This window comes from Plantibacter sp. VKM Ac-2885 (assembly GCF_015351205.1).
GTDB classification, from domain to species: Bacteria; Actinomycetota; Actinomycetes; order Actinomycetales; family Microbacteriaceae; genus Plantibacter; species Plantibacter auratus.
Genome location: NZ_JADKSK010000001.1, coordinates 366,609 through 392,306, shown reverse-complemented (window position 1 = coordinate 392,306; position 25,698 = coordinate 366,609). Strand labels below are relative to the sequence as shown.

The window sequence follows — 25,698 nt, the reverse complement described above, 5'->3', positions numbered from 1 at the left end:
CACCATCCCCGGTCACTGAGCCTGTCGAAGTGCCGAGCAACCCTCTCCGCGACCCCGCCCCCACACCGTTGACACGTTTGTTCGGACCCTTTACAGTTGTCGGGCATTGACGCAACCCCCGTTGCAACATGCGCAATCGCCCGATGACTGGAGAGCGGCCCATGGATCACGGCACCGGCACCATCCTCCCGGGCGGCGTCCTCCGCGGCACCGCCCTCACCGCCCTGCTGCCCACCTGGGTGACCGGCGGTGGCGGTGACGCCGTGATCGACCGCCTCCGTGACGACGCCGTCGTCGATGAACTCGAACGGGCCTTCGCCGAGCCGCCGTTCGACGAGCGCGTCGACTGGTCCGCTGTGCGCATCGCACAGGTATCGCACCCCGACCTCCGCGAGCTCGTCGGCCGCAGCATCGCCGAGCTCGCCGCCGAGGCCGGACAGTCGCCGCTCACCGTCGTCTCGGATACGCTGATCGCCGACCGGCTCACCACCCTCGTCGACCACCCGTCCTGACCTCCACCATCCGGGACCTTTCTCAGGAGTCCTCCGGCGTGTCACCGGGTTCCCGGCCAGCCGCGCCGCAGATGTCCTGAGAACGGCCCATCAGCACTCGAGGAGAGAACCACCGATGCTTCCACTGCCCGTGTCCATCCAGCAGCACGACGGCGCCTTCACGCTGAGCGAGACGACCGGGCTCGGCGGTGACCGCCGCTTCACGGCCGCGACCCGCTGGTTGCGCGGGGCGCTGCAGACGTCGACCGGGTTCGACCTCGACGCACGGATCGACCTGCGGACCGACAGCATCGCGTTCATCCACGACGACACCGTCGCGGCCGGCGGCTACCGGCTCGTGGTGGACGCGGACGGTGTGCGCATCGTCGCCGCCGACGCCTCCGGCGCGTTCTCCGGTGCGGTGACCCTGACCCAGCTCCTCCCCCCGGCGGTCAACCGCCGTGCGCTCGTCCCCGGCGTCGACTGGACCGTCCCGGCGACGACCATCGACGACGCGCCGCGCTTCGGGTGGCGCGGCGTCATGCTCGACGTGGCACGCCACTTCCTCCCCACGTCCGACGTGCTGCGGTTCATCGACCTCGCCGCGCGCCACAAGCTCAACGTCCTCCACTTCCACCTCACCGACGACCAGGGCTGGCGCATCCAGATCGACGCGTTCCCGAAGCTGACCGAGGTCGGCGGGTGGCGGACCGAGAGCCAGCACGGCGCAGCGCGGCACGCTCCCGGCGACGGCCGCCCGCACGGCGGCTTCTACACGAAGGACGACCTACGCGAGATCGTCGCCTACGCCGCTGAGCGGTCCATCACGGTCGTCCCCGAGATCGACCTGCCCGGCCATGCCCGAGCGATCATCGCCGCGTACCCCGAGCTGGGTGTGCCGGACGTGGCGCAGGACGCGGACGAGCCGTCGGTGTGGACACGGTGGGGCATCAACGAGGCGATCCTCGACATGGGCGAGGAGACGGTCGCGTTCTTCCGCACCGTGTTCGACGAGGTCATGGAGCTCTTCCCGTCGACCTTCATCGGCGTCGGTGGCGACGAGGCGAAGAAGACCCGCTGGGCGGCGAGCGCTCGAACGCAAGCCCTCATGGCCGAGCGCGGGCTCGACTCCGTCGAAGCGCTGCAGGCGTGGTTCATCCGCCAGCTCGAGGCGCACCTGTCCGCCGCTGGCCGACGCCTGTACGGCTGGGACGAGATCCTCGAGGGCGGCGGATTGCCGAAGGACGCGACCGTCGCCTCATGGCGCGGCGAGTTCGGTGCGGTCGCCGCCGCACGCCAGGGCTACGACGTCATCGCCTGCCCGGACGACCGCGTCTACCTCGACTACCGCGAGTCGGAGCTGCCGGGTGAGCCGATCCCGGTCGGCCCGCCGCTGACGGTCGCGGAGGTGTACACCTTCGAGCCGGTGCCGGCGGAGTTGACCGAGGCGCAGGCCGAGCACATCATCGGGGTGCAGGCGAACATCTGGACCGAGCACATGGACTCCGCCCGCGTCATCGACTACCAGGCGTACCCGCGGCTGTGCGCCCTCGCCGAGGTCGCCTGGGTCGGCCGCGAGCGTGACCTCGCGGGCTTCGAGGCACGGCTGCAGCAGCACCTCGCCCGCCTCGACGCCTTCGGGGTCGAGTACCGCCGCGCCACGGGACCGTTCCCGTGGCAGGAGCGTCCCGACGCCGAAGGTCGGCCGTCCACCCGCGAGCAGCGGGCCGCCCTCGTCGCCGAACTCACGAAGGACATCCGCGCCTGACGCCGGCCGCGGGCCTGCCGCCCGGTCTCTAAGCCTCCCGTCGGTCCCTAAGCCTCCCGCCTGGTCCGTAAGCCTCCCGCCCGGTCTCTAAGCCTCCCGTCGGTCCCTAAGCCTCCCGCCAAGTCCCCGAGCCCCCAACCCGGTCCCTGAGCCTGTCGAAGGGCCCCGCAAGCCCCTCGTGCGCACTTCGACAGGCTCAGTGACCGGAGGAGGTCCACCGTCGTGCGCTTCGGCCCCTGAGCCTGTCGAAGGGCGGCCCCACAAGACCCCGTGCGCACTTCGACAAGCTCAGTGACCGGAAGAGGTCCACCGTCGCGCGCTTCGGCCCCTGAGCCTGTCGAAGGGCAGCCCCGCAAGATCCTCGTGGGCACTTCGACAAGCTCAGTGACCGGAGGAGGTCCGGCCTCGCGCGCACCGGTCCCTGAGCCTGTCGAAGGGCAGCCCCGCAAGATCCTCGTGGGCACTTCGACAAGCTCAGTGACCGGAGGAGGTCCAACCTCGCGCATAGCGCTCCCTGAGCCTGTCGAAGGGCGGCCGCCTCAGGTGACGAGCGCGTACTCGGTCCCCGAGCGCGTGCGCTCCACGAGCTGCGCATCGACGAGGTACCGTCGAAGCACAGCCACGTCGTCGTGGAAGGCAGTCAGTCGCTCGTTGATCTCGGTTTCGTCGACGACCTCACCCGGCTGGAGCGCTGATGCCGCGACGCGCTGCAACAGCGCCTGCCGCTCGTCCGGATTCGACGGGTACTGCACGATCCGACCGTCGACCAGGAAGCGGTCGATTCCTTCGCGCTTCGGCGGTGCGGCGGCCGCGAGGAGGTCCCGGAACACCCCGCCCGAGACGCGCCCGCCGTCGTCCAGCAGGCCCGCCCGAGACAACGTCTGGACGCTCTGCTCGGCCCGCCGCACAGCACGCTGTGTGGCGCCGAGGTCGGGCTCCTGCCCGAGGACGAGTTGCGCGTACACCGTCCGGGCGTCGTCGTTCGCGAGGGCGGCGGCCAGTGCACGCCAGTCCGTCGTCGTCCGTTCCTCGTCCGGCATGGCCCCTCCTCCTGCAGTCTTCGACATCGTCCTCAACGGTACCCGCGTCGGCCGGATCAACCGATCACCCGTCCTGTCGCCGCGAGGCCGGGACGATGACGACGCTGCAGAGGTGGGTGCCCACCACCGACCATCGTCCGGCGAAGGTGCGCGGCGCTGTCGGGCAGGCCGGCGCGACGACCCGCGCATCGAACGAGCCCCGATCCGGGTGGATCACCACCTCACACGCCGTGTAGTCGACCCATCGGCCGGTGAGCGGGTACCACGCCTTGAAGACGCTCTCCTTGACGCTCCACAACACTGCGCTCCACGCGACGGTCGGATGGCTCGAGGCGAGCCGTGTGAGCATGGACGCCTCATTCCCGCAGACGATCGTCGCCGCGACGGCTGGACGGATGGGCCGGTGCACCTCGACGTCGATTCCGATGGCGCTCACGACACCGACGTGACCGACGGCTGCGACCGTGAAACCCGGGCAGTGCGAGAGACTCCCGACGAAGCCGGTCGGCCAGACCGGTTGCCCGCCCTCCCCCGTGGGGATGTCCGTGGAGCGCTGGCCGAGCATTGCGAGTGCCGCCCCGGCGCAGTCGCGCGCCGAGCGGGATTCGGCGCTGCGACCAGCCGAGGTCGGACGGGCCCGGAACGGCCCGGGTGCGGTGCCGACGGACGCCGAGACGACGACCCCCGGCGGAACCTGCATCCGGAGCGCATCGACCACAGCGGCTGCGGATTCAGCCACCCGACCGACGCGGGGACGCCACGCGCGCCGCGGGGTCGGAGGCGGGGATGCCGACCCGGAACCAGGCGACGAGCTGCTCGTCCGGAGCGACCTGCCAGCGTTCGTCGAGCATGGCCCGGGTCTCCGGACAGTCGAGCGGCGCGCTCTGGGGATGCACGTACAGGCCGTGACGTTGAAAGCCGAGCCAGAGCCGGGTGAGCAGTCGCCCAGCGGCGAGTTCCTGCCGGGCCCCGGTGGGTCCGACGACACCGAGGACAGTGCCGGAGCCCTGGGTCGCGGAGGCCGACATCCTCGCCAACAACCCGGGCAGCCCGACGCCGCGAAGCGCGCGGAACACCCGCGGGCTGATCAGCGTCCGCAGGCCGGCTCGTTCGACCTTCGACAGCACGAGCATCGCGTCGTTGAGGCCGTCCTCGTCGTACCGCGGATGTCTTGGTGAAAGCCTGGTCCACTGATCGAGCTCGGCGACGATCGCCTGCTCGCCGAAGAACCACCGGTTGGCTCGCACGAGGATCGGGCGCGCGGCCCGTGTCGGCATGGAGACGAGCCGGAAGCCCATGCGCTCCGTCTCCACCGCGGCTTCCTGGAGGAGGTCGGGTCCGGGAGCGCCGTCCCGCCATCGCCCTCGCCAGACACGTCGCCCACGGACGTCCGCCGAGGAGAACCGCGTCTGGTAGCCCTCCGGGTGGCGCGAGAACCGGCCGACCTCCTCGGTCTCCGCGTCAGCGCCGGTCGAGGCCTCGAAGCCCAGTCCGACACCGGCCGACGCCGCGCAGATGAGGAGCGACTCGACGAACGCCCCGAACGACAGCATCGTGTCGCGTCCTCGCGGATCGCTCGCGCCGAGGGTGCGAGTGCGATCCCGGCGGAGGACGAGTTCGTCGCCCTGACGGTCCACGCCCCACGGCTGCGTGTTGTGGGCGTTCGCCGCGCGAGCCGCCTCGGACACGAGCGCCGAGAGGTCGTGATCGGCCGAGAGGTCGTGATCGGCCGACAGGCCGCTGAACCGCGCGTCCATTCAGCCCTCCGTGATCCCGATGCGGCGGTGGATCGCCGCGAGCCACCGCGGCGCCCACCAGTTGTATCGTCCGGCGACGCGCATGAAGACCGGGACGAGCACGCCGCGGATCAGGATGGCGTCGATGAGGATCGCGATACCGGTACCGATGCCGAGCATCTTGATGATCGACACCCCGGAGGTCGCCATGGCGAAGAACGACACCGCGAGGATCGCCGCAGCGGCCGTGATGATCGGGCCGCTCGCACCGAGCCCGCTCCGCACCGCCTCCGCGAGATCGCCCGTGGCACGGAACCGTTCCTGGATCCGCGCGAGGAGGAACACCTCGTAGTCCATCGAGAGCCCGAAGGCGATGCAGAACAGCAGGATCGGGATCGAGATGGCGATGGGCGACGGGGTGAAGCCGAGCACGTCCGACAGATTGCCGTCCTGGAAGAGGAACACGATGACGCCCAGGATGCCGACCAGACCGACCACGTTCAGCACCAGCGCCTTGATCGGGAGCAGCACGCTCCCCGTGAACAGGAAGAGGATGATCAGGGTCATGAGCGCGATGGCCGCGGCGGCGAACGGCAGACGCGCCGAGATGGAGTCACCGATGTCGATCATCTGCGCCGCGAGGCCACCGACCAGGACGGTCGAGCCGGCTCCAGGGTTCACCGCACGGACGTCGCGGACGAGCTCCGAGCCCTCGGGCGAGTACGGGACGACGTCGGTCGCGACCTGGAGCCAGAGCGCCGAACCGTCGCGGAAGTGCTGCTCCGTCCGCGCGTCGGCCGGGACGACGAGGCGTCCGTCGACGAAGCTGCCGAGGGACGTCGTGACGGCCTCGACGCCCGTGATCGAGGAGAGTTCGGCGGCGTACTCGTCCAGCTCGCGGTCCGTCCCCGCCCAGTCCTCGGTGACGACGGAGACGGCGTCCGCCTCGGCGACGTCGAAGTCGGACCGCATGATGTCCGCCACGACACGACTCTCGGCGTCGGCGGGGAGTACTCGTTCGTCGGGTACCCCGAACTCCGCGTGCGCGAACGGCGCGGCCATGGCGATGAGCAGCGCGATCACGGGCACCGCCAACCACGGACGGCGATACGCGTGGTCGCCCACCCGATACCAGAACCGGCCCTCGGCCCCGGCCGGACGGCGCGAGTGGAGTCGGCCCCAGTCGATCCGGCGACCCAGGAGGGTGAGGGCGGCGGGCAGCAGGACGACCGCGCCCACCACGGAGCAGGCCACGATGACGAGTCCCGCGATGGCGAACGAGCGCAGGAAGTACTGGTCGAACAGCATCAGCGTGGCGAGCGCCGCGGCGACGACGACGCCGCTGAACACGATGGTCCGGCCGGTCGTCCGCCGAGCGATCCGCAACGCCTCCTCGTCGGTGGCTCCGCCCGAGCGTTCGTCCCGATAGCGGGTGAGGAACAGCAGGCAGTAGTCGATGGCGAGTCCGAGGCCCAACGCGGTGACGAGGTTGACTGCGAACAGGGAGACCGAGGTGAGCTGCGCGACCACGTTCAGCAGGCCGAGGGAACCGAGGATCGTGACGCCCGCGACGCCGACGGGCAGCAGCGCGGCCACCACACCGCGGAACGCGAAGAACAGCAGCACGAGGGTGATCGGGATGGCGATCGTCTCTGCGACGATGATGTCCGTCTTGACCTGCGCGTTCAGGTCGTCGTTGATCCCCGCGATGCCGCCGAACCGGACCGTGGCCGACGTCACCTCCTCGGTGATCGTCCCGCGGAGCGCGGTGGTCGCGCGTTGCACGGTGTCCTCGTCTCCGGCGAGCGCCACGAGCACGACGCCGCGGTCGGTGTCGCTCCGCAGCTGCTCCGATTCGGCGTAGGAGCCGGTGACGCTGGCGCCGTCCACATCGTCAACAGCGCCGACGATGTCGTCGAGCGCCTCCCTGCCGGCGGCGCTGTCGAGTCCGTCGGAGACGTCCACGACGAGGACGAGTTTCGGGTCGCTGCCGGGGAACCGGTCGGCGAGCACGTCCGCTGCAGCCACGGAGTCGGACTGCGGGTCGTCGAACCCGCCCGTCTTGAGGTTGTCGAGGACGTCGGCCCCCGCGATGCCCGCCACGATCGCGAACACCAGGCCGATCAGGAGCGTGATCACCGCCCGTCGTCTGGGAGTCGTTCTGGAGTGGTTCGTCATGCTGATACCTCGATGTCGTGGGTGATGCGGTTGAGTTCGGATGCCGTGATGTCCACGACCCGCTGGATCTGCTCGGCGGTGTGCTCCGCGGTGATGAAGAATCGGAGCCGCGCCTGGTCGTCCGGCACGGCCGGGTACAGGATCGGGTTGACGCTGAAGCCGTGGTCGAAGAGCGCCGTCGCCAGGGCGAGTGCCCGTTCCGAGCTGCCGACGATGCACGGCACGACGGGCGAGTCGGCACTGTCGCCGATGTCGATGCCGGCGGCCCGGGCCGTCTCGCGGAAGCGGTCGGCGTTCTGCCGCAGGCGGCTGAGGCGCTCGGGCTCGTCGCGCATGAGCCGGAGGGCGGCGAGCGACGCGGCCGCGTTCGCCGGGGTGATGCCGACGCTGTACACGAACCCGGGCACGGAGTACTTGAGGTAGTCGATCGCGGCGGCGGTGCCACCGACGTAGCCGCCGCATCCGGCGAGCGACTTCGACATCGTGCCGCACCAGAGGTCGATGTCCGAGCGGTCGACGCCGAAGTGTTCGCCGACCCCGCCGCCGTTGGCGCCGACCGTTCCGATGCTGTGCGCTTCGTCGACGAGCACCAGTGCGCCGTGCCGCCGCTTCAGCTCGATGAGCTGCGGAAGCGGTACGAGGTCGCCGTCCATGCTGTAGACGCCCTCCACGACGATGAGGACTCGGCGGAACCCGCTGCGGATCGCGCCGAGGAGGTCGTCGAGCGCGTTCAGGTCGTTGTGGGGGAAGGACCGCCGGGTGGCTCCGGAGAGCTTCGCCCCCTGGATGATGCTGTCGTGCGCGAGGCTGTCGTGGACGATGAGGTCCCCCGGTTCCACCAGGTGCCCGATGACGCTCACGTTCGTCGCGTGGCCGCTCACCAGGGTGAGCGCCGACTCCACCTGGAGGAGGTCGGCGAGCTGCTGCTCGAGCTCGGCATGGATCGGGCGCTCACCGGACAGGAACCGGCTGGCGGACACCGAGCTGCCGTATCGGGCCACGGCGTCGGCGATCGTCTCGGCGACCACGGGGTGGCCGGTGACACCGAGGTAGTTGTAGCTCGAGAAGCTCACGAGCTGGGCATCGCCGATCGTCGTCGTCGCGTCGATGATCCCCTCATGGAGCAGGAAGTAGGGGTTGCGGTCCGTCTGCTGCCGGCGTTCCCGCATGGCGACCGCCTCCGGGAAGCACTCGATGCGGGCGTCGGCCTCGGTCCATCGGGTCGGGCGGTCGACCGGCGCAGGGCACGCGGCTGCCACTGGTTTCGTCTCGACCCGCGGGAGCCGGTGCTGCGGCTCCTCGGCGAACGGGTGCAGCAAGGAGCCGACACCGTCCAGCACCTGCTCCACCGTGGGCCGCCCGGCGAAGCGCTCGCCGAGCTGGGCGGGGGTCGGCAGCGATGGCCACTCCGTGTGCAGCTGGGTGATCAGCTCACGCATCATCAGCGAATCGAATCCGAGCTGCTCGACGAGGTGCATGTCCGGCCGGATCAGGTCCAGCGGGAACCCGCTGATGCGCGACACCATGCCGAGGATGACCGCGTCGGACTCCGCACGATGCGACCGGGAGGCTGCGAGGCCCAACCGTGCGACCACCTCCGCCTGCGGCGAGCCGGGTTCCGTTGACCAACGGAACGGATCCGTCGACGCGGGCGCATGTCCGGCCCGCCCGGAACCCTCGATGAGGCTCAGCTGGCGGTTCATGAGGGCGAGCAGTCCGGGCAGGTGGTCGGCCTGGGCGTCGGCGGCTCGCGGCTGGATCGGCGGTCCTGCCGACGGTCGTCCGGCGATGGGGGAGGACGGCAGGTCGTGAGGGTTGTGGTGCATGGAGTGGGGATCCTGTTCGAGGGGGGAGGGTGGTCGGTGCGGCTCGGATGTGGGTTCTCGGGGTGTGGTCGTCGGGGCGGTAGCGTCCGGTCGGACGACCCAGTACGGCTCGGTCGGCAGCGGTGCGATCGGCAGCGCCACACCCGCGGTGTCTGGTGGGACGAGCGATGCCAGGTCGAGGTCGGCGCCCAGCACCGTCAGCCGACCGATGAGTCGGAGGAAGGTCGCCGCGTCGTCCGGCGACGACGCGCTGCTCGGGATGACATGCACGTCCGGCGCATCACCCAGGGAGCGTCGGATGGACCCGAGCAGCGCCGACCCCCCACCGATCTGGACGTAGACGCCGATCTCGGATGCGGACGCCGACTCGATCGCCTCGCGGAACCGCACCGTGGAGAAGACGTTCTCCTCGAGCTGACGGCCCAGCTCCTCGCCCGTCTCCACCGTGCGGCCCGTCACGGTGGAGACGAGCTGGACCTGCGGCGCGCGAGGTCGGAATCGCGACAGGTCCGCCACGAGGGCCGGCCGGATCGGCTCGAGCAGGGGCGAGTGGAACCCGGTGGCGACGCGCAGCGATTGGGTCGACACCCCGTGCTCGACGCACCGTTCCGCGACGGCGCGCAGGGCCTCGCCGGTTCCACTCACCACCGTCTGCCGGGGGTCGTTGGCGGCTGCGATCCACGCGTCGTCGATACCACTGAGGAGCGCTGCGGCCCGCTCGGCGTCGCAGCCGAGGGCCGTCATGCCGTCGCCGGGTCGCGTCGCAGCCGACCGCATGTGGTGTCCGCGGACCGCGGCGAGCCGTACGGCGTCGGGCGCATCGAGCGCGCCCGCCGTCGCCATGGCGGGCAGCTCGCCGACACTGTGCCCGATGACGAGGTCGGGCTCCACGCCGATCTCGCGCAACAGCGCCACGGTGGCGATCGCCGTCACCGCGAGCGCGGGTTGGCAGACCTCGGTGGACGTGAGACGGTCGATTCCGGAGGGGGTGTCGGCATCGGCCGCGACGAGCGCCGCGAGCACATCGACCCCGGTCTCGTCGAGCACCTGCTCGTTCAAGGTCTCGGCCGCTGTGCGGAAGGCGGGGAACTGATCGAGGAGGTCCGACTGCATCCGCGGTGTCTGGCTGCCCTGCCCGGGGAAGACGAAGGCGATCCGCCGGGCGGCCTCGTCGACACGGACCCCGGTGCAGACGTCCGCGGAGATCGCCCCGGTGGCTCCGCTAGCGAGCTGCTCCACGGCGGCCGACAGCCCGGAGATCAGCTCGGCGGCGGTGCGGCACACCACCGCCAGACGGGTGCTCGCGAGCGACCGGGAGCTCAGGGTCCGTGCGAGGCCGGCGATGGACGGTGCGTCGGCGGCCTCGAGGACGGCGAGGACCGCACGGAGGTGCTCGCCGAGCAGCGTGGGGTCGGCGGCCGAGAACACGAGCAGGTGCGGGAGCGTTTCGTCGGCCGGTCCCCCGGCGGCACGCCGACGGACTCGACCTGCTCGCGCCGGCGGTGATTCGAGCACGACGTGAGCGTTGGTGCCGCCGAACCCGAACGAGCTGACGCCGATCAGGCCCAGAGCGTCGTCGCCCGGATCGATGGTGCGGGAGGCGAGCGCCAGGCGGCCGTCTCGGAGGGCCTCGGTGTGCGCCTCCGAACGCAGGCGGGGCTGCCCGGGGACGACCCGATGCCTCGCCATGAGTGCCGCTTTGACGATGCTGGCGATCCCGGCCGCCGCCATCGTGTGCCCCACGAGCGCCTTCACCGCCGTGACCGTGGCGGTCCGGCGCGGCGATGCCCCGAGACGACGCAGCGCCGCCAGCGATTCCAGCTCGGTGCGGTCACCCACCGGGGTGGCCGTGCCGTGCGCCTCGACGACGCCCAGGTCGGCGGGGTCGGCAGCGGCGTCCTCGTAGGCCCGGCGGAGTGCTGCCAGCTGTCCGTCCGTCGTCGGCGTCATCGGTCCTTCGGCCCGGCCGTCGTTGGACACCCCGGAGCCGCGGATGACCGCGTAGACGTCGTCGTGGTCGTCGATGGCGGCCTCAAGCGGTTTGATGACGATCATGCCGACACCCTCGCCCAGGAGGAATCCATCGGCATCGCCGTCGAACGGCCGGCACACCCCGCTCCGTGACAGCGCGCCGATCCGCGAGAAGGCGACCATCGCGTCCGGGACGAGGCTGAGGTTGACACCGCCGACGAGCGCCGCCGAGCACTGCCCGGACCGGATGGCGGCGATCGCCTGGTGGAGCGCGACGAGGCTGCTGGAGCACGCGGCGTCGACCGCGAAGCTCGGGCCGCCGAGGTCGAGCGTGCTGCTCACCAGCGCCGGCCCCATGTTGGGCAGGCATCCCGGCATCGAGAACGCGTGGAACGGGCGCACACCGGCGACGCGCGCGCCCATCGCCGCCGTGAGGTCGGGGCCGGCGCGTTCCGCGTGGACCGAGTCGTCGCCGAGGAGCTGCGTCCGGATGCGGAGCGAGGAGAGTTCGCGGTAGTCGTTCGCCGCCATCCCGACGAAGACGCCGATGGACGACCGGTCGATGCGACGACGTTCGAACCCGGCGTCGATCCAGGCGGCTCGCGCTGCCTCGAGGAGCAGGCGATGTTGCGGGTCCATCGCGTGCGCGCGACTGGGTGGGATGCGGAAGTGCCTTCCCGCGAACTGCTCGACGTCGTCGATGAAGGACCCCTGGTCGGAGTAGGCGTGATGCACCGCTCGGGGGTCGTGCGGCGCGAAGAAGGAGGCGTGATCCCATCTCGAGCGGGGGACGGCGGAGCCGCTGCGCCGGGCTGTCAGGATGTTGCGCCAGTACTGGTGAGCGTCTGCCGCGCCACCGAAGCGGGCGGACAGGCCGACGATGGCGAGTGGTCGAACGGGCACGACGAGAGAACCTCCGAGGGTGTTGATCGCGGATGGAACGAGGGGGCAGGTCGGCATGTCGACGACTCCGAGCGGAGTGGGTCGAGGTCCAGGGGCCGCCTCGCCGTGAGGAGAGCCGGCCCGTGGGCACGCCACAGCTCGACTGTAGTCATCTGAAACATCAGTTCGGATGCTCGTTCGGAATCTGTGGATAACTCGCGAGGCAGCGCAACCCCCAGCCGGTGCGGAGGGTCGGCTGGAACACTGGCGATATGACGACCATCACGCTGACCAAGGGCCTCACCGCCTACCGCGCCGACCCGCCGAAGGGCGTCGAGCTCCGCGGCGGGCTCGTGCTCATCCACGAGATCTGGGGCCTCGTCCCACACATCACCGACGTCGCCGACCGGTTCGCCGCGGAGGGGTACCTCGTCATCGCGCCCGACATCCTGAGTGGCGCCGGCGTCACGCCCGAGATCGGTGCGGAGCTGGAGAGCCTCGTCTTCAACAGCGACGAGGCGACGAGGACCGCGGCACAGCCGAAGCTGCGGGAGAAGCTCTCGGCCTCGAAGTCGCCCGAGTACGCCGAGGAGGCGCTCGGGTACCTGGGGAAGGCCGTCGACGCCCTGTTCGACGAGGAGGGGATCGACGGCCGCGTCGCCGTCGTCGGCTTCTGCTTCGGTGGTGGCTACAGCTTCGCGCTCGCCGCGGCCGACCGCCGCATCCGCGCCGCTGTCCCGTTCTACGGCTACCCGCCGGAGCCCGAGGCCGTGACGAGCATCGCCTGCCCCGTCCTCGCGTTCTACGGCGACCAGGACGAGGGCCTCATGCAGAGCCTGCCCGAGCTGACCACGACGATGGAGGACGCACGGGTCGAGTTCACCGCGACCGTCTACCCCGACGCCGGTCACGCCTTCTTCAACGACACCAACACGATCACCTACCGTGAGGACGCTGCCGCCGACGCCTGGGTGAAGACGCTCGCCTTCCTCGACACCTCACTCGGCAACGCCTAGCCCGAGCGATCCGCATCCGCTCGCCCATTCTTGGGCGAAGAAACGCCCGCTCGCCCAAACATGGGCGAGCGGGCGTTCGTGTGAAACGGCGGAGGCCTACGCGCCCTTGAGGCGGGTGGCGAGGTAGGCGTACAGCTCGTCGATGGCGACACGCTCCTGCTGCATGCTGTCGCGGTCGCGGACCGTCACGGCGTTGTCCTCGAGCGAGTCGAAGTCGACGGTCACGCAGTACGGGGTGCCGATCTCGTCCTGACGACGGTAGCGGCGGCCGATCGCACCCGAGTCGTCGAAGTCGATGTTCCACGAGCCGCGCAGCTCGTCGCCGATCTGGCGGGCGAGCGGCGACAGCGCCTCGTTGCGGGACAGCGGCAGCACGGCGACCTTGACGGGCGCGAGACGCGGGTCGAGGTGCAGCACGGTGCGCTTCTCGATCTTGCCCTTGGCGTTCGGCGGCAGCTCCTGCTCCTCGTACGCGTCGACGAGGAAGGCCATGAGCGCACGGGTCAGACCGAACGACGGCTCGATGACGTACGGCATGTACCGCTCGTTCTTGGCCTGATCGAAGTAGCTGAGGTCCTTGCCGGACTGCTCGGCGTGCACCTTGAGGTCGTAGTCGGTGCGGTTCGCGACGCCCATGAGCTCGCCCCACTCGCTGCCGGCGAAGCCGAACTTGTACTCGATGTCGACGGTGCGCTTCGAGTAGTGCGCCAGCTTCTCCTGCGGGTGCTCGAACCAACGGATGTTGTCGGGCGTCATGCCGAGGTCGATGAACCAGGCCCAGCAGAGGTCCATCCAGGTCTGCTGCCACTCGTCGTCCGTGCCGGGCTCGACGAAGAACTCGATCTCCATCTGCTCGAACTCGCGGGTGCGGAAGATGAAGTTACCGGGCGTGATCTCGTTGCGGAACGCCTTGCCGATCTGGCCGATGCCGAACGGCGGCTTCTTGCGGGCCGTCTGCAGCACGTTCGCGAAGTTCGTGAAGATGCCCTGCGCGGTCTCGGGACGCAGGTAGTGGAGACCAGACTCGTCGTCGACGACGCCGAGGAAGGTCTTCAGGAGGCCGGACATCTGGCGGATCTCGGTCCACTGGCCGATCTTCGAGGGGTGCTCGGGGTCGGGGATGTCGGCGAGGCCGTTCTCCGGCGGGTGGCCGTGCTCGGCCTCGTACGCCTCGAACAGGTGGTCGGCACGGTACCGCTTGTGGGTGATGAGCGATTCGGTGAGCGGGTCGCTGAAGACCTTGACGTGACCGGACGCCTCCCAGACCGGGGTGGGCAGGATGACGGCGGAGTCGAGACCGACCATGTCGCCGCGGCCACGGACGAATGCGTTCCACCACTGGCGCTTGATGTTCTCCTTGAGCTCGACACCCAGGGGCCCGTAATCCCACGCAGACCGCGTACCGCCGTAGATGTCTCCCGACGGGAAGACGAAGCCGCGGTGCTGGGCCAGGGTGATGACGGACTCGAGATGGGACTGCTCTGCCATGGGTGTGGATCCTCCGTGCCGCTTGCCACGCGGCGGTACCTTCCGGTGCTGACGCCTGGCTGGCGCCCGCTCCCGGAACCCCTCAATCCTATGGGCGAGCCCGTGAGGACGCCCAACGGCCCTTGTCCCGCTCAGGGCGGCCGCTTAGCCTGACAACCATCGCGGTACGCAGGATGGAGCATCGATGGACTGGCTGTGGAACCTCGACGTCATCGACGGTCCACTCGTCTGGGTGCTCGACGGGCTCAGCATCGCCGGCCTGCTGTACCTCGTCATCCGTCGGTCCGGGTTGCTGTGGTACCTGAGCGCCGCCATCGCCCTCCTGGCCGGCGCGCTCCTCGCCCTGGGGACGGTGTGGCTGGTCTTCGACGTGCTCAACCTCTTCGGCGGGCCGTTGATCCGCTCCGCGGAGCCCTGGTTGATCGGCGTCTTCGCCGGCATCGCGCTCGCCGTCCTCACGATCTGCTGGCGCGTCTCGTGGCAGCGGCGCGTCATCGCCGTCGCGTGCATCCTCGTCTTCGGCGCGACCGCGGCGCTGGGCGTCAACGGCGCGTACGGCGTCCAGACCACCCTCGGGTCGATGTTCCACGTCCAGAACCGCAAGCCGATCACCCTCGTGACGCCGACGAGCACGCCCACCGGCGATCCGGCCCGTCCGCTGTACGAGACGTGGAAGCCGCCGGCCGATCTGCCGAAGACAGGCAGGTTCGGCCCGCTTCCCACGGGCGACCGGATCCCGAACACGAACTCCGGGTTCAACGCCCGCCCGGCGCAGGTCTACTACCCACCCGCCGCGCTCGTGAAGGATCCCCCGGCGCTCCCGTTCGTCCTCATGATGATGGGACAACCGGGTGACCCCGACGCGAAGTGGATCGGCGAGGCGCTCGACGCGATCGCCGCCGACCACCAGGGGCTCGCCCCCATCGCGCTCGTCGTGGACCAGCTCGGCGACCCTTCCGTGGATCCGCTGTGCATCGACGGGCGGTACGGGAAGGTGGAGACGTACGTCACGCAGGACGTCCTCCCCTGGGCGAAGGCGAACCTGCACATCCTTCAGTCGCCGAAGGATTGGACGGTGGCCGGGTACTCGGCCGGCGGCAGCTGTGCGATCTACTACGGAGCCAAGTACCCGCAGACCTTCGGCAACGTCGTCAGTGTCTCGGGTGAGGAGTATCCCGGAGCCGGCCTCCCGGCGGACAACCTGCGCGTGATGTTCAACGGCGACCAGAACGCGTACGACGCGATCAAACCGGCGACCATCATGGCGAAGACGACGTACGCCGACACGGAGGCGTTCTTCTCCGCGGGGACGGCGGACGCGGTCTACACCGACATGATGCGGCGCGCCGCAGCCACCGCGACGGCCGCCGGCTGGAAGGTCCAGACCTTCGCGATACCGGGCGGCGACCACGGCGCCAGCTCGCTCACGGGCGGGCTGAACCAGACGCTCCGCGCGCTCTACCCGCGGATCGGCCTCCAACGACCGTGACGGGGACTGGGACGGGGACTGGGACGGGGACCCGGCTTCCACTCCATCGTGGGCTGTGGAGAACTTCGGCGGCGATCTGAACCGATTGGTTATGGTCGATGCCCATGACCACCCAGCTCCCGCCGATGCCACAGCCCCTCCTCGTCCAGATCGGCAACATCAGGGTCACTGAGGACGTGATCATGACCCCCGCCGGCACGTGGCCACTCGCGGACGTCAACGTGACGTCGAGCGATCAGACCTCGACGACCACCCACACCCCGGCGTGGGCCATCGTGCTGGTCATCGTGTTGATCTGGTTCTTCTTCCTCAGCCTGCTGTTCCTGTTCGCGAAGGAGAGGCGCGTCTCGGGGTTCGTCTCCGTGAACGTCCAGGCCGGCCCGTACACCTACACCGAGCAGGTCCCGATCTCGACCGACTTCGCCCGGCACGACACCATGAACCGCGTCGCTTACACCCAATCGCTGATCGGGCAGGCCCGGCACCGGGCGATCGCGAACCGAGCGGCGGAGTCCTCCCGGCGCCCTGAGGTGCGGTGACCGGTCGCTCGAGGGCCGCTCACGCGACGAGATGACTCAATCGGGCGGCGGCGCGAGGGACGCGCCCTCGAGGAAGGCGCCCATGACGAGTTCGTGACGCAGTTCACCGAGGGTGCCGTCGAGACGGCCGATGAGGGTCTCGACGCCCATCCTGCCGAGTTGGGCGGCGGGCAGCAACGTGACAGCGAGTGCCGGGTCGGCCGCTTCCGACACCTCTCGTGTGGAGGCGACGAGGACGACGGACAGGTCGTCGGGGACCGAGACGCCGCGCCTGCCGAGCTCGCTCACGAAACCGAGGGCCGCCCGATCGTTGAGCACGAGGACGGCGGTGACCTCGGGCGCCTCCTCCTGGAGGGCCGCCGCGATCTCGCGACCACCGGCCGGATCGGGAGTGCACTGGAGCGTCCGAGCGCGGAGTCCACGGGCCGCGCACACGGCGTGGAAGGTCTCCTGCACGCGGACCACCGGGCCGTAACCGTCGAGATCGGCCCGCTCGACCTCCTCGAGCAGGGCGAACTCCCGATGACCGAGGGCCTGCAACCGGTCGATGGACAACTCGACCATCCCCTCGAAGTCGACGTCGACGTAGTCGAGACCGGAGGGGTCGCGCGTCCGACCGATGAGCGTCAGTGGCGTCCCGGCCGCGAGCAGACGGTCGACCCGATGGTCGTCGAGCCGCACCTCCATGAGGATGACGCCGTCGATGAGGCCATCGGAGGTGAACTCGCGAAGCGCCTCGGGGTCGCTCGGCTCCGGCCAGAGGACGACGGTGTACCCGAGCTCGGCCGCAGCCTCCGCAGCACCGGTGAAGAAGCGGGCCGCGTTGTCGGACAGTCGATGCTGGAGCACCGGGAACAGCAGTGCGATGATCCGGGTCCGACGGCTCGCGAGCGCGCGGGCGACCGCGTTCCGGCGGAAGTCCAGTTCGACCATCGCCGACTCCACCCGCAGTCGGGTGGCCGGGGACACCGGCTTCGAATCGTTGACGACGAACGACACCGTGGCGACCGAGACCCCTGCGAGTCGCGCGACGTCACGCATCGTTGCCATGGATCCCCGTTCAGGTGCGGTGCTGTCCGGTCAGTCTCTCACGGATCACGATTCGGTAAACCGGTTAAATTGCTTCTTGACGACTCCGGCGACGCGGTGCATGCTGGTTCCCGAAGCGCGCAGTAAACCGGTTAACTTTGCGGCCTGCGCGATCCGACCTCGACCGGCGAAGGAGCCGTGCTGATGCCTGTACCGACCACGGACGACAACCGGTCCGAGCAGCCACTGCGCGTCGCGATCGTCGGGTACAGCTTCATGGGCACCATCCACGCGCAGGCCTGGACCACCGCTCCCCGCTTCTTCGACCTCGGCCGCCGGGTCGACCTCGTCGCAGTCAGCGGTCGCGATGCCGACGCCGCCCGCGCGTTCGCCGACCGGTTCGGGATCGCCGACGTCGAGACCGACTGGCGAGCGCTCCTCACCCGTGGCGACATCGACGTGATCGACATCTGCACCCCGGGCCACCTCCACGCCGAGATCGCGATCGCCGCGCTCGACGCCGGTATCCACGTCCTGTGCGAGAAGCCGCTCGCGAACACGCTCGAGGAGGCCGAGCGGATGAACGCCGCGGCCGAGCGGGCGGCGGCGCGCGGCGTGCACGCGATGGTCGGCTTCAGCTACCGACGCACCCCCGCGCTCGCCTATGCACGACGGCTCGTCACCGACGGCCGCCTCGGGACGATCCGACACATCCGGGCCCAGTACCTGCAGGACTGGATCGCGGATCCCACCTTCCCGCTCGTCTGGCGACTCGACGCCGACCAGGCCGGCTCCGGTGCGCTCGGCGACCTCGGCGCCCACATCATCGATCTCGCACGGTTCGTCACCGGGCAGGAGCTGACGGGCGTGAGTGCCCTGACCTCGACCTTCGTCACCGAGCGGCCGCTCCCCACCTCGTCGAGCGGCCTCAGTGCCACCGCGGGCGACGATCCTGAGGATGGCGACGCGGCGGAATCCCTCACCGGCCGGGTGACCGTCGACGACGCGGTCGTGTTCATCGCCCGCACCGACGGCGGCGCCCTGGCGACCTTCGAGGCCACCCGCTTCGCCACCGGCCGCAAGAACGCGATGCGGCTCGAGGTCGACGGATCCGACGGATCGCTGGTCTTCGACTTCGAGCGCATGAACGAGCTGCAGTTCCACGACCACACGCTCCCGGCCGAGGAGGCGGGCTTCCGGCGCATCCTCGTCACCGAACCCGGTCACCCGTACGCGGACGCCTGGTGGCCGGCCGGGCACGGCCTCGGCTACGAGCACACCTTCGTCCACGAGGTCGCCGACCTCGCCCGTGACCTCGCCGCCGGCCGGGCGCCCGAACCGGGCTTCGCCGACGGCCTGATGGTGCAGCGCGTGCTCACCGCGGTCTCGGCGAGCGCCGACGCAGGCGCCGCTTGGATCCCACTCGACCACTGACCGAACCACCCACCGCACCACGATCACCACCGCATCACGAACACCACTCACCAGGCAAAGGAGCCATGACATGAGATCCACGACCACCCGCGACACCCGGCCTCGCATCATCCGTCGGCCGCACGTGCTCGGATCGCTCGCGATCCTCGCGATCACCCCGTTCGCCCTCACCGCGTGCAGCGGTGGCGGTGGCGCGGCGGCCGGAGGCGACGCCGGCACCCTCACGATCCTCGACTACTACAACAACGAACCCGACAAGACCCTCGTGGGCGACGCCCTCGACCGGTGCGCGGACGACGTCGGCGTGAAGATCAAGCGCGAGACCGTCCCCGGCAAGGACCTCATCCAGAAGGTGCTCCAGCAGTCGTCGTCCAAGACGCTGCCCGACGTCCTCATGCTCGACAACCCGGACGTCCAGGAGATCGCCGCGACCGGCGGACTCTCGCCACTCAGCGACTACGGCGTCGACACCTCGGGCTTCGCGAAGGGCATCCTCGACGCGGCGAGCTACGAGGGCGAGGTCTACGGCCTGGCGCCGACGGTCAACACCCTCGGCCTCTTCTACAACGAGGATCTCCTCGCCGCGAAGGGCATCACCCCGCCGACCACGTGGGACGAACTCAAGACGGCCGCCGCTGCACTGACCGAGGGCGACACCTACGGGCTGGCCTTCAGCTCCATCGCCACCTACGAGGGCAGCTGGCAGTTCCTGCCGTTCATGTGGACCAACGGCGGCGACGAGGCCGACCTCACGACGCCCGCCGTCGCCGAGGCGCTCCAGCTGCAGGTCGACCTCGTGAACTCGGGGTCGGCGTCGAAGAGCGTCATCAATTGGTCGCAGGCCGACGTGAACGACCAGTTCATGGCCGGCAAGGCCGCGATGATGATCAACGGCCCGTGGCAGATCCCGGCCCTCAGCGCCGACACGAACCTCAAGTACGGCAGCGTCCAGGTTCCGGTCAACAAGGCCGGCCAGACGCCCGTCGCCCCGCTCGGCGGCGAGGTCTGGACCGTCCCCGTGACCGGCGACAAGGACAAGCAGGCGAAGGCGGCGAAGTTCGTCGAGTGCATCTCGAGCGACGAGAACCAGCTCGCCCTCGCCGAGGCCCGCTTCACCGTCCCGACGAAGACGGCCCTGGCCGAGCAGTACGTCGCGAAGGTCCCCGAGATGGCCGCGTTCACGGAGCAGGTCGCCAACGCCCGCTCGCGCACCGGCGAGCTCGGCGAGGAGTGGCCCGAGGCCGCGACCGAGATCTACACCGCCATCCAGCTCGCCCTGACCGGGCAGGCGACGCCTGAAGAGGCGTTCAAGCAGGCGGCCGCGGGCTGATCCCGATGAGCAGCGGCATCGCCGGAGCATCGCTCCAGGACCGGAAGACCGACCAGCGGTCCAGCGGCACCGGCGGGGGCGCGCCGACCAAGCGCACCCCCGCCGGGGCCGGCCGCCGGTCCCGACGCTTCCGCCGGGAAGACCTGATCAAGCTCGGCTTCGTCCTCCCCGCAGCGCTCTACATCGTCCTCTTCTTCGGCTACCCGGTCGTCAAGAACGTCACGATGAGCTTCCAGGAGTACACGACGAAGACGTTCTTCACGGGCGAGGCTCCGTGGGTCGGGTTCGCGAACTACGTGACCGTGTTCAGTTCCCAGCTGTTCACGCCGGCACTGCTCAACACGGCGCTGTTCACGGTGGGGTCGATCGCCGGGCAGTTCGTGATCGGGCTCGCGCTCGCCGTCTTCTTCAAGCGACGCTTCCCCCTGAGCTCGTTCCTCCGCGCGATGCTGCTGCTCCCCTGGCTCCTCCCCCTGATCGTGTCGAGCGCCACCTGGCGGTCGATCCTCGACCAGGACAGCGGCGTCCTGAACGCCGCCCTCGGATCCATCGGCCTGTCGGGCGTCCCCTGGCTGACGAGCCCGTCGGTGGCCCTGTTCGCGGTCGTCCTCGTCAACATCTGGATCGGCATCCCGTTCAACGTCACGATCCTCTATGGCGGCCTCCAGGACATCCCCGACGAGCTCTACGAGGCGGGAGCGCTCGACGGCGCGACCGGCTGGAAGGCGTTCCGCCACATCACCTGGCCGAACCTCAGGCCCGTGGTCAGCGTCGTGCTCGTGCTCGGCGTCGTCTACACGATCAAGGTGCTCGACATCATCCTCGGCCTCACGAACGGCGGGCCGGCGAACGCCACCCAGACCCTCGCGGTGCGGTCGTATCAGGAGTCGTTCGTGGGCTTCGAGTTCGGTGTCGGTGCGGCCTTCAGCAACATCCTCATCGTCATCTCGCTCCTCTTCGCCATCGTCTACCTGCGCGTGAACCGACGCGCGGTCGACGAGTAAGGACACGGACCCTCATGACCACGACCAGCATCGTGACCGGCGGCCGGCAGACGCGCCGCTTCGCACCGGTCGGCCCGCGTCGACACCGCGGCGACCGACGCCACCTCGGCTCCACCGTCCTCGGCATCCTCATCCTCGCGATCATGCTCTTCCCCGTCTACTGGATGGTGAACGCGTCCCTGCAACCCTCCGGAAACACGCTCACGGGGGACTTCTTCCCGGTGAACCCGAGCTTCGCCGGGTACGAGAAGGCGATCGCCGACCAGGGCGGGCACCTCGTCACGAGCCTCGTCATCTCGCTCGGCACCGTCGTCCTGACCCTCGCGATCGCGGCCCCAGCGGCCTACGCCCTCGCGCAGTTCAGGTTCCGGTGGATCAGCATCGCCCTCCTCGTGATCCTGATCGCCCAGATGATCCCGGGCATCGTGATCGCGAACGCCCTCTATTCGGCCTACAACGACCTCGGCCTGCTCAACTCGATCCCCGGGCTGATCCTCGCCGACGCCTCGCACGCCATCCCGTTCGCGATCCTCATCCTGCGGGCGTCGATGCAGACCATCCCGCCGTCGATCGTGGAGGCGGCACGGGTCGACGGCGCGGGGCACGTGCGGGCCTTCGTCTCGATCGTCCTCCCGGTGAGCCGCAACGTGCTCATCACCGCCGGCCTGTTCGCCTTCCTCTTCTCCTGGAGCGACTTCCTGTTCGCCCTGACGCTGACGACGACGGAGGACGTCCGGCCAGTGACGCTCGGCATCTACCAGTACCTCGGCTCGCAGGTCTCGAACTGGAGCGCGGTGATGGCGACCGCCGTCCTCTCGTCCCTGCCCGCGATCCTGCTGCTCGTCATCGCCCAGCGGTTCATCGCCGCGGGCGCGACAGGCGGCGCCGTGAAGTGACCGACGACCTCTCCGACACCCTCTCCGACCACGCAACGCATCCTCGAAGGAGCACCACCATGTCCGACAGCAGCACCCCCATCCGCGTCCTCGTCTGGGGCGAGAACCGCCACGAGCAGATCGAGGAGAAGGTCCGCGCCATCTACCCGGATGGCATGCACACGACCATCAAGGAGGGCATCGAGGAGCACCTCGGCGCCGACGCCGTGGTCACCACGACCACGCTCGACGAACCGGAGCACGGGCTCACCGAGGAGGTGCTCGCCGCGACCGACGTGCTCGTCTGGTGGGGCCACGCGGCTCACGGCGAGGTCGCCGACGAGGTCGTCGAGCGCGTGCACCAGCACGTGCTCGCCGGTATGGGCCTGCTCGTGCTGCACTCCGGCCACTGGTCGAAGATCTTCGGCAAGCTCATGGGCACCTCGTGCACGCTCCGGTGGCGGTCGGAGGAGGACCGCGAGATCGTCTGGACCGTCGACCCCACCCACCCGATCGCCCAGGGGGTCCCGCACCCGTTCATCATCCCGGCGCAGGAGATGTACGGCGAGTTCTTCGACGTCCCCGCGCCCGACGAGCTCGTCTTCCTGTCGACCTTCACCGGTGGCGAGGTCTTCCGTTCCGGCATGACCTACAAGCGCGGCTTCGGCAAGATCTTCTTCTTCTCCCCCGGCGACCAGGACTACCCGGTCTACCACCACGAGCACGTCCGTCGCGTCCTCGCGAACGGCGTCCGGTGGGCGCAGACGCTGCGTCCGGAACGCGCGGTGCCGGTCCTGCTGCGGTACGAGACCGAGGACTTCTACAACGGCCGCGGGTACGAAGGGGCGCTCGCGCGATGAGTGCTCCTGTCGACGGTGGCTTCGCGACGCTCGCGCACGCCACCAGGCCGGTCCGGCTCGTGCTCGTCGGTGCGGGTGGGATGGGACGGGCGTGGTTGCGGACGATCCTCGCGAACCCGGACACGGAACTCGTCGGCGTCGTCGACCTCGACACGGCCCTCGCCGAGTCGGCGGTGACCGACGCCGAGCTCCGGGTGGGCCCCGAGGGTGTCGTCGTCGGCACCAGCGTGTCGGTCGTCTCCGAGGCGACGGCGGCGGACGCGGTCGTCAACGTCACCGTGCCCGCCGCGCACCACCCGGTCAACACCGAGGCGCTCTTCGCCGGGTTGCCGGTGCTTTGCGAGAAGCCGATCGCGCCGACCGTGGCGCAGGCGCTCTCATTGGCGGCGACGGCCGAGGCCAGCGGGCAACTGCTCATGACGAGCCAGTCGCGTCGCTACTACGCGTCGATCGCCGCCTTCCGGGAGCAGGTCGCGTCACTCGGTCGGCTCGGGTCCGCGACCACGGAGTTCTTCAAGGCGCCGCACTTCGGCGGCTTCCGCGAGGAGATGCCGCACGTGCTGCTCGTCGACATGGCGATCCATGCCTTCGACGCCGCCCGCTACGTCCTCGGCAGCGACCCGATCGCCGTGTACTGCGAGGAGTACAACCCCGGGTGGAGCTGGTTCTCCGCCGACGCCGCCGCGACCGCGATCTTCGAGTTCGCCGGAGGAGTCCGCTACACCTACAGCGGCAGCTGGTGTGCGGACGGCGTGGAGACCTCGTGGAACGGCAGCTGGCGGGTGAACGGCGAGCGCGGCACGGCCGTCTGGGACGGCGACTCCGCTCCGCAGCGGCAGCTCGCGCCGCAGGGCGGATCACCGTCGGCGGTCGAGACCGCCGAGCTCGAGCCGGACGTGCCGGAGGAGATCGCCGGGTCGCTCGTCGAGTTCGTGGATGCCCTGCGCACGGGGCGTGTCCCGTCGGGCGAGGTGCACGCCAACGTGCTGAGCCTCGCGATGGTGGAGGCCGCCGTGCGGTCCGCCGAGTCCGGCGAGCGCGTGGTCATCGCGGACGTACTCGCCCAGGCGCACACGCAGGCGATCGGGGCCGAGCCGCGCGACGACGTCCGGGCTGCACTCGTCGCCTCCCGCTGAGGTGAGGCGGATCGTCGCCCGCGCATCCCGCGAGCGACGATCCGCCTCACCTCACATGCCGGTCGAGGCTGCCGTACGGTCAGCTCAGACGCGACCAAGCGTCTCGGACGGTCGTGAGCGCAGTTTCCGGGTCCACGTCGATACGGCCCTGGTGAGCCAGCGCGCGCTGCCACTCGACGCCGTCCGGTGCCGTGTCAAAGGTCCATGCGTTGGGTCGCCCACCCGGCCCGATGGTTGCGAACAGGCGTGCCGCCTCGACGTCGAACGCGCCGTGCGCTTGGAGCGCCCACAGGTCGTACAGATCACGCGGCGCCCTGCGATCGGCCCAGGCGGAGACCTTCGCCGCCACGAACGCCGAACGGGTCGGCACCGTGAGCCACGCGGGCGGCGCGTCACTGTACCGCTGCACCAGTTCGAGGCGTTCCGTCGGCCACTTCGGGTAGCCGACCTGGTCGAGGAGCTGCACCTGGATGCTGCTGGCATCGACGCTGAGGACGACCGGTTCGGAACCGCGAGTCGCGTCGAATCCTGGAAGGAACTGCACCTCACCGAAGGTCCGCTGCAGTGAGCCTCGGACCGCTTGTTCGATTCGGCGGCCGACCTGCGCCCGCGACCCGACGGCGATGAGGTCGATGTCTTCACTCAGCCGGAGGAACGGGAGATGGGTCCGCGCGAGAGCCGTGCCCCCGAAGAAGATCACTTCGTCGGCGACGGTCTCCGAAAGCGCTGCCAGCACATGGGAGATCAGATGGTCTCGGACCACCTGCGCGGTCTCGACGCCGAACTGGTCCTCGATTCGCCTGCGCTCGGCTGCACTGAGGACGCCGGGGGTCGGAGTCCGTTCAGCTGCCATCCTCGGCCTCCTCCCGCCTCGAGATGAGCGCTCGCACGGCATCGTTCATCCGCCCGTGGCGTGAGGCGATCCGTTGGAGTTCACCCGCATCGACTCGAGGGGCGAGGTTGGTCACCGCCTCTGCAGCTCCTGCGGACATGCCTCCAAGCCCAGGCCGCATGAGGAGGTCGAACGCGGTCTGCTCCACCGTCGTGACGAGCCCGCTCCCGAGATCCAACCGTTCGAGGCGGGCCTCCAATCGGTCCACGTCACGCGCGACGAACACGACCTCGCCACCAGCGGACAACCGGATGGAATTCCGCTTCGACGGCACCGCGATCGTGGTCACCGCGACCGCACGAGGGATGGCTCGATGAAAGCGAGCAGCGCCGAGGCCCATGAGGACCGGCACCCGATCGCCCTGCATGGCCGTGGCGATCGCCAGACCGGCACTCTCGAGCGTGGGCCTCCAGTCCGTGCCGATGCGGTCATCGGGCACCGCGATGTAGAACCCATACGCAAGCCGAACCACCTTGCCGGACTGCTCGAGCCGCGACAGCTCCTTCGAGGGATTGCGATAGACGTCAGCGAGATCCGCCGGACGCGCCACCCTCAGAGGACGTCGCGCGAGAGCTGCTGCGCCAGCCACTTCATCTCGATGCGTCTTCACTGCACTGAGTATACCCAAAATGGGTATAGATGGTGCACCGAAAGGAATCGTCGCGCATGGCACAAACGGTGTGCTTCCCACACACGCGGTGGCGAGGTGCACGC

General features: G+C 69.7%; 20 protein-coding genes. 11 read left to right on the top strand and 9 right to left on the bottom strand.

The window, feature by feature from the left end; all coding sequences use genetic code 11:
- Positions 1-161: 161 nt before the first annotated feature.
- Together ITJ66_RS01850 and ITJ66_RS01845 are read left to right on the top strand one after the other, a co-directional pair.
- Positions 162-512 (top strand): hypothetical protein, encoded by a 351-nt coding sequence (locus tag ITJ66_RS01850; RefSeq protein WP_194643085.1) that lies wholly within the window; start codon positions 162-164, stop codon positions 510-512.
- Between the two features lie 115 nt (positions 513-627).
- On the top strand, positions 628-2,259 hold the full coding sequence (locus ITJ66_RS01845) for a beta-N-acetylhexosaminidase (RefSeq protein ID WP_194643083.1): 1,632 nt from the start codon (positions 628-630) through the stop codon (positions 2,257-2,259).
- A gap of 539 nt (positions 2,260-2,798) precedes the next feature.
- Here the strand turns inward: ITJ66_RS01845 and ITJ66_RS01840 are convergent.
- From ITJ66_RS01840 to ITJ66_RS01820, 5 genes are all read right to left on the bottom strand, one after another.
- Positions 2,799-3,299 carry a DUF2087 domain-containing protein gene (locus tag ITJ66_RS01840; RefSeq protein ID WP_194643081.1) on the bottom strand — a complete coding sequence of 167 codons (501 nt, stop codon included), beginning with the start codon at positions 3,297-3,299 and terminating at the stop codon, positions 2,799-2,801.
- Positions 3,300-3,363: 64 nt separating this feature from the next.
- Positions 3,364-4,038 (bottom strand): 4'-phosphopantetheinyl transferase superfamily protein, encoded by a 675-nt coding sequence (locus ITJ66_RS01835; protein WP_194643079.1) that lies wholly within the window; start codon positions 4,036-4,038, stop codon positions 3,364-3,366.
- Entirely contained in the window at positions 4,031-5,056 is a 1,026-nt protein-coding gene (locus tag ITJ66_RS01830) for a hypothetical protein (RefSeq protein ID WP_191940048.1), read from the bottom strand. The genes ITJ66_RS01835 and ITJ66_RS01830 overlap by 8 nt, the downstream gene beginning before the upstream one ends.
- The gene (locus tag ITJ66_RS01825; protein ID WP_194643077.1) at positions 5,057-7,174 is read right to left on the bottom strand and encodes an MMPL family transporter; all 2,118 of its coding nucleotides are present in this window, start codon (positions 7,172-7,174) and stop codon (positions 5,057-5,059) included.
- A 35-nt stretch (positions 7,175-7,209) separates the two neighbouring features.
- Positions 7,210-11,913: a type I polyketide synthase gene (locus ITJ66_RS01820; RefSeq protein ID WP_194643075.1), complete on the bottom strand. Its 4,704-nt coding sequence runs from the start codon at positions 11,911-11,913 to the stop codon at positions 7,210-7,212.
- Between the two features lie 251 nt (positions 11,914-12,164).
- Between ITJ66_RS01820 and ITJ66_RS01815 the strand changes: the two genes are divergently transcribed.
- Entirely contained in the window at positions 12,165-12,908 is a 744-nt protein-coding gene (locus tag ITJ66_RS01815; RefSeq protein ID WP_085511333.1) for a dienelactone hydrolase family protein, read from the top strand.
- Positions 12,909-13,004: 96 nt separating this feature from the next.
- Here ITJ66_RS01815 and ITJ66_RS01810 read toward each other — a convergent pair whose 3' ends face one another.
- Positions 13,005-14,396 carry a glycine--tRNA ligase gene (locus tag ITJ66_RS01810; RefSeq protein WP_137242790.1) on the bottom strand — a complete coding sequence of 464 codons (1,392 nt, stop codon included), beginning with the start codon at positions 14,394-14,396 and terminating at the stop codon, positions 13,005-13,007.
- A 184-nt stretch (positions 14,397-14,580) separates the two neighbouring features.
- Here ITJ66_RS01810 and ITJ66_RS01805 point away from each other — a divergent pair, with 184 nt between their 5' ends.
- On the top strand, positions 14,581-15,885 hold the full coding sequence (locus ITJ66_RS01805) for an esterase family protein (protein ID WP_194643073.1): 1,305 nt from the start codon (positions 14,581-14,583) through the stop codon (positions 15,883-15,885).
- 104 nt (positions 15,886-15,989) lie between these two features.
- Positions 15,990-16,424 carry a hypothetical protein gene (locus ITJ66_RS01800; RefSeq protein ID WP_137242792.1) on the top strand — a complete coding sequence of 145 codons (435 nt, stop codon included), beginning with the start codon at positions 15,990-15,992 and terminating at the stop codon, positions 16,422-16,424.
- 36 nt (positions 16,425-16,460) lie between these two features.
- Here ITJ66_RS01800 and ITJ66_RS01795 read toward each other — a convergent pair whose 3' ends face one another.
- Positions 16,461-17,474, bottom strand: a complete 1,014-nt coding sequence (locus tag ITJ66_RS01795; RefSeq protein ID WP_228501431.1) for a LacI family DNA-binding transcriptional regulator — start codon at positions 17,472-17,474, stop codon at positions 16,461-16,463.
- Positions 17,475-17,657: 183 nt separating this feature from the next.
- Here ITJ66_RS01795 and ITJ66_RS01790 point away from each other — a divergent pair, with 183 nt between their 5' ends.
- The 6 genes from ITJ66_RS01790 (at position 17,658) to ITJ66_RS01765 (ending at position 24,092) form a co-directional block, all read left to right on the top strand.
- Positions 17,658-18,887: a Gfo/Idh/MocA family protein gene (locus ITJ66_RS01790; protein ID WP_194643071.1), complete on the top strand. Its 1,230-nt coding sequence runs from the start codon at positions 17,658-17,660 to the stop codon at positions 18,885-18,887.
- A gap of 70 nt (positions 18,888-18,957) precedes the next feature.
- On the top strand, positions 18,958-20,217 hold the full coding sequence (locus ITJ66_RS01785; RefSeq protein WP_082916064.1) for an ABC transporter substrate-binding protein: 1,260 nt from the start codon (positions 18,958-18,960) through the stop codon (positions 20,215-20,217).
- Between the two features lie 5 nt (positions 20,218-20,222).
- Positions 20,223-21,221 (top strand): carbohydrate ABC transporter permease, encoded by a 999-nt coding sequence (locus ITJ66_RS01780; protein WP_194643069.1) that lies wholly within the window; start codon positions 20,223-20,225, stop codon positions 21,219-21,221.
- A gap of 14 nt (positions 21,222-21,235) precedes the next feature.
- Positions 21,236-22,117 (top strand): carbohydrate ABC transporter permease, encoded by an 882-nt coding sequence (locus ITJ66_RS01775; protein ID WP_137242794.1) that lies wholly within the window; start codon positions 21,236-21,238, stop codon positions 22,115-22,117.
- A gap of 59 nt (positions 22,118-22,176) precedes the next feature.
- Positions 22,177-22,956 (top strand): ThuA domain-containing protein, encoded by a 780-nt coding sequence (locus ITJ66_RS01770; RefSeq protein ID WP_194643067.1) that lies wholly within the window; start codon positions 22,177-22,179, stop codon positions 22,954-22,956.
- Complete coding sequence (locus tag ITJ66_RS01765) at positions 22,953-24,092, top strand: Gfo/Idh/MocA family protein (protein ID WP_194643065.1); 1,140 nt, start codon at positions 22,953-22,955, stop codon at positions 24,090-24,092. The genes ITJ66_RS01770 and ITJ66_RS01765 overlap by 4 nt, the downstream gene beginning before the upstream one ends.
- A 79-nt stretch (positions 24,093-24,171) precedes the next feature.
- Here the strand turns inward: ITJ66_RS01765 and ITJ66_RS01760 are convergent, their stop codons facing one another.
- A complete protein-coding gene (locus ITJ66_RS01760) occupies positions 24,172-24,945 on the bottom strand; it encodes a nucleotidyl transferase AbiEii/AbiGii toxin family protein (protein ID WP_194643063.1) in 774 nt (257 codons plus the stop codon).
- Positions 24,935-25,696, bottom strand: a complete 762-nt coding sequence (locus tag ITJ66_RS01755) for a hypothetical protein (RefSeq protein ID WP_194643061.1) — start codon at positions 25,694-25,696, stop codon at positions 24,935-24,937. Before ITJ66_RS01755 ends, ITJ66_RS01760 begins: the two co-directional genes overlap by 11 nt.
- Between the last annotated feature and the right edge of the window lie 2 nt (positions 25,697-25,698).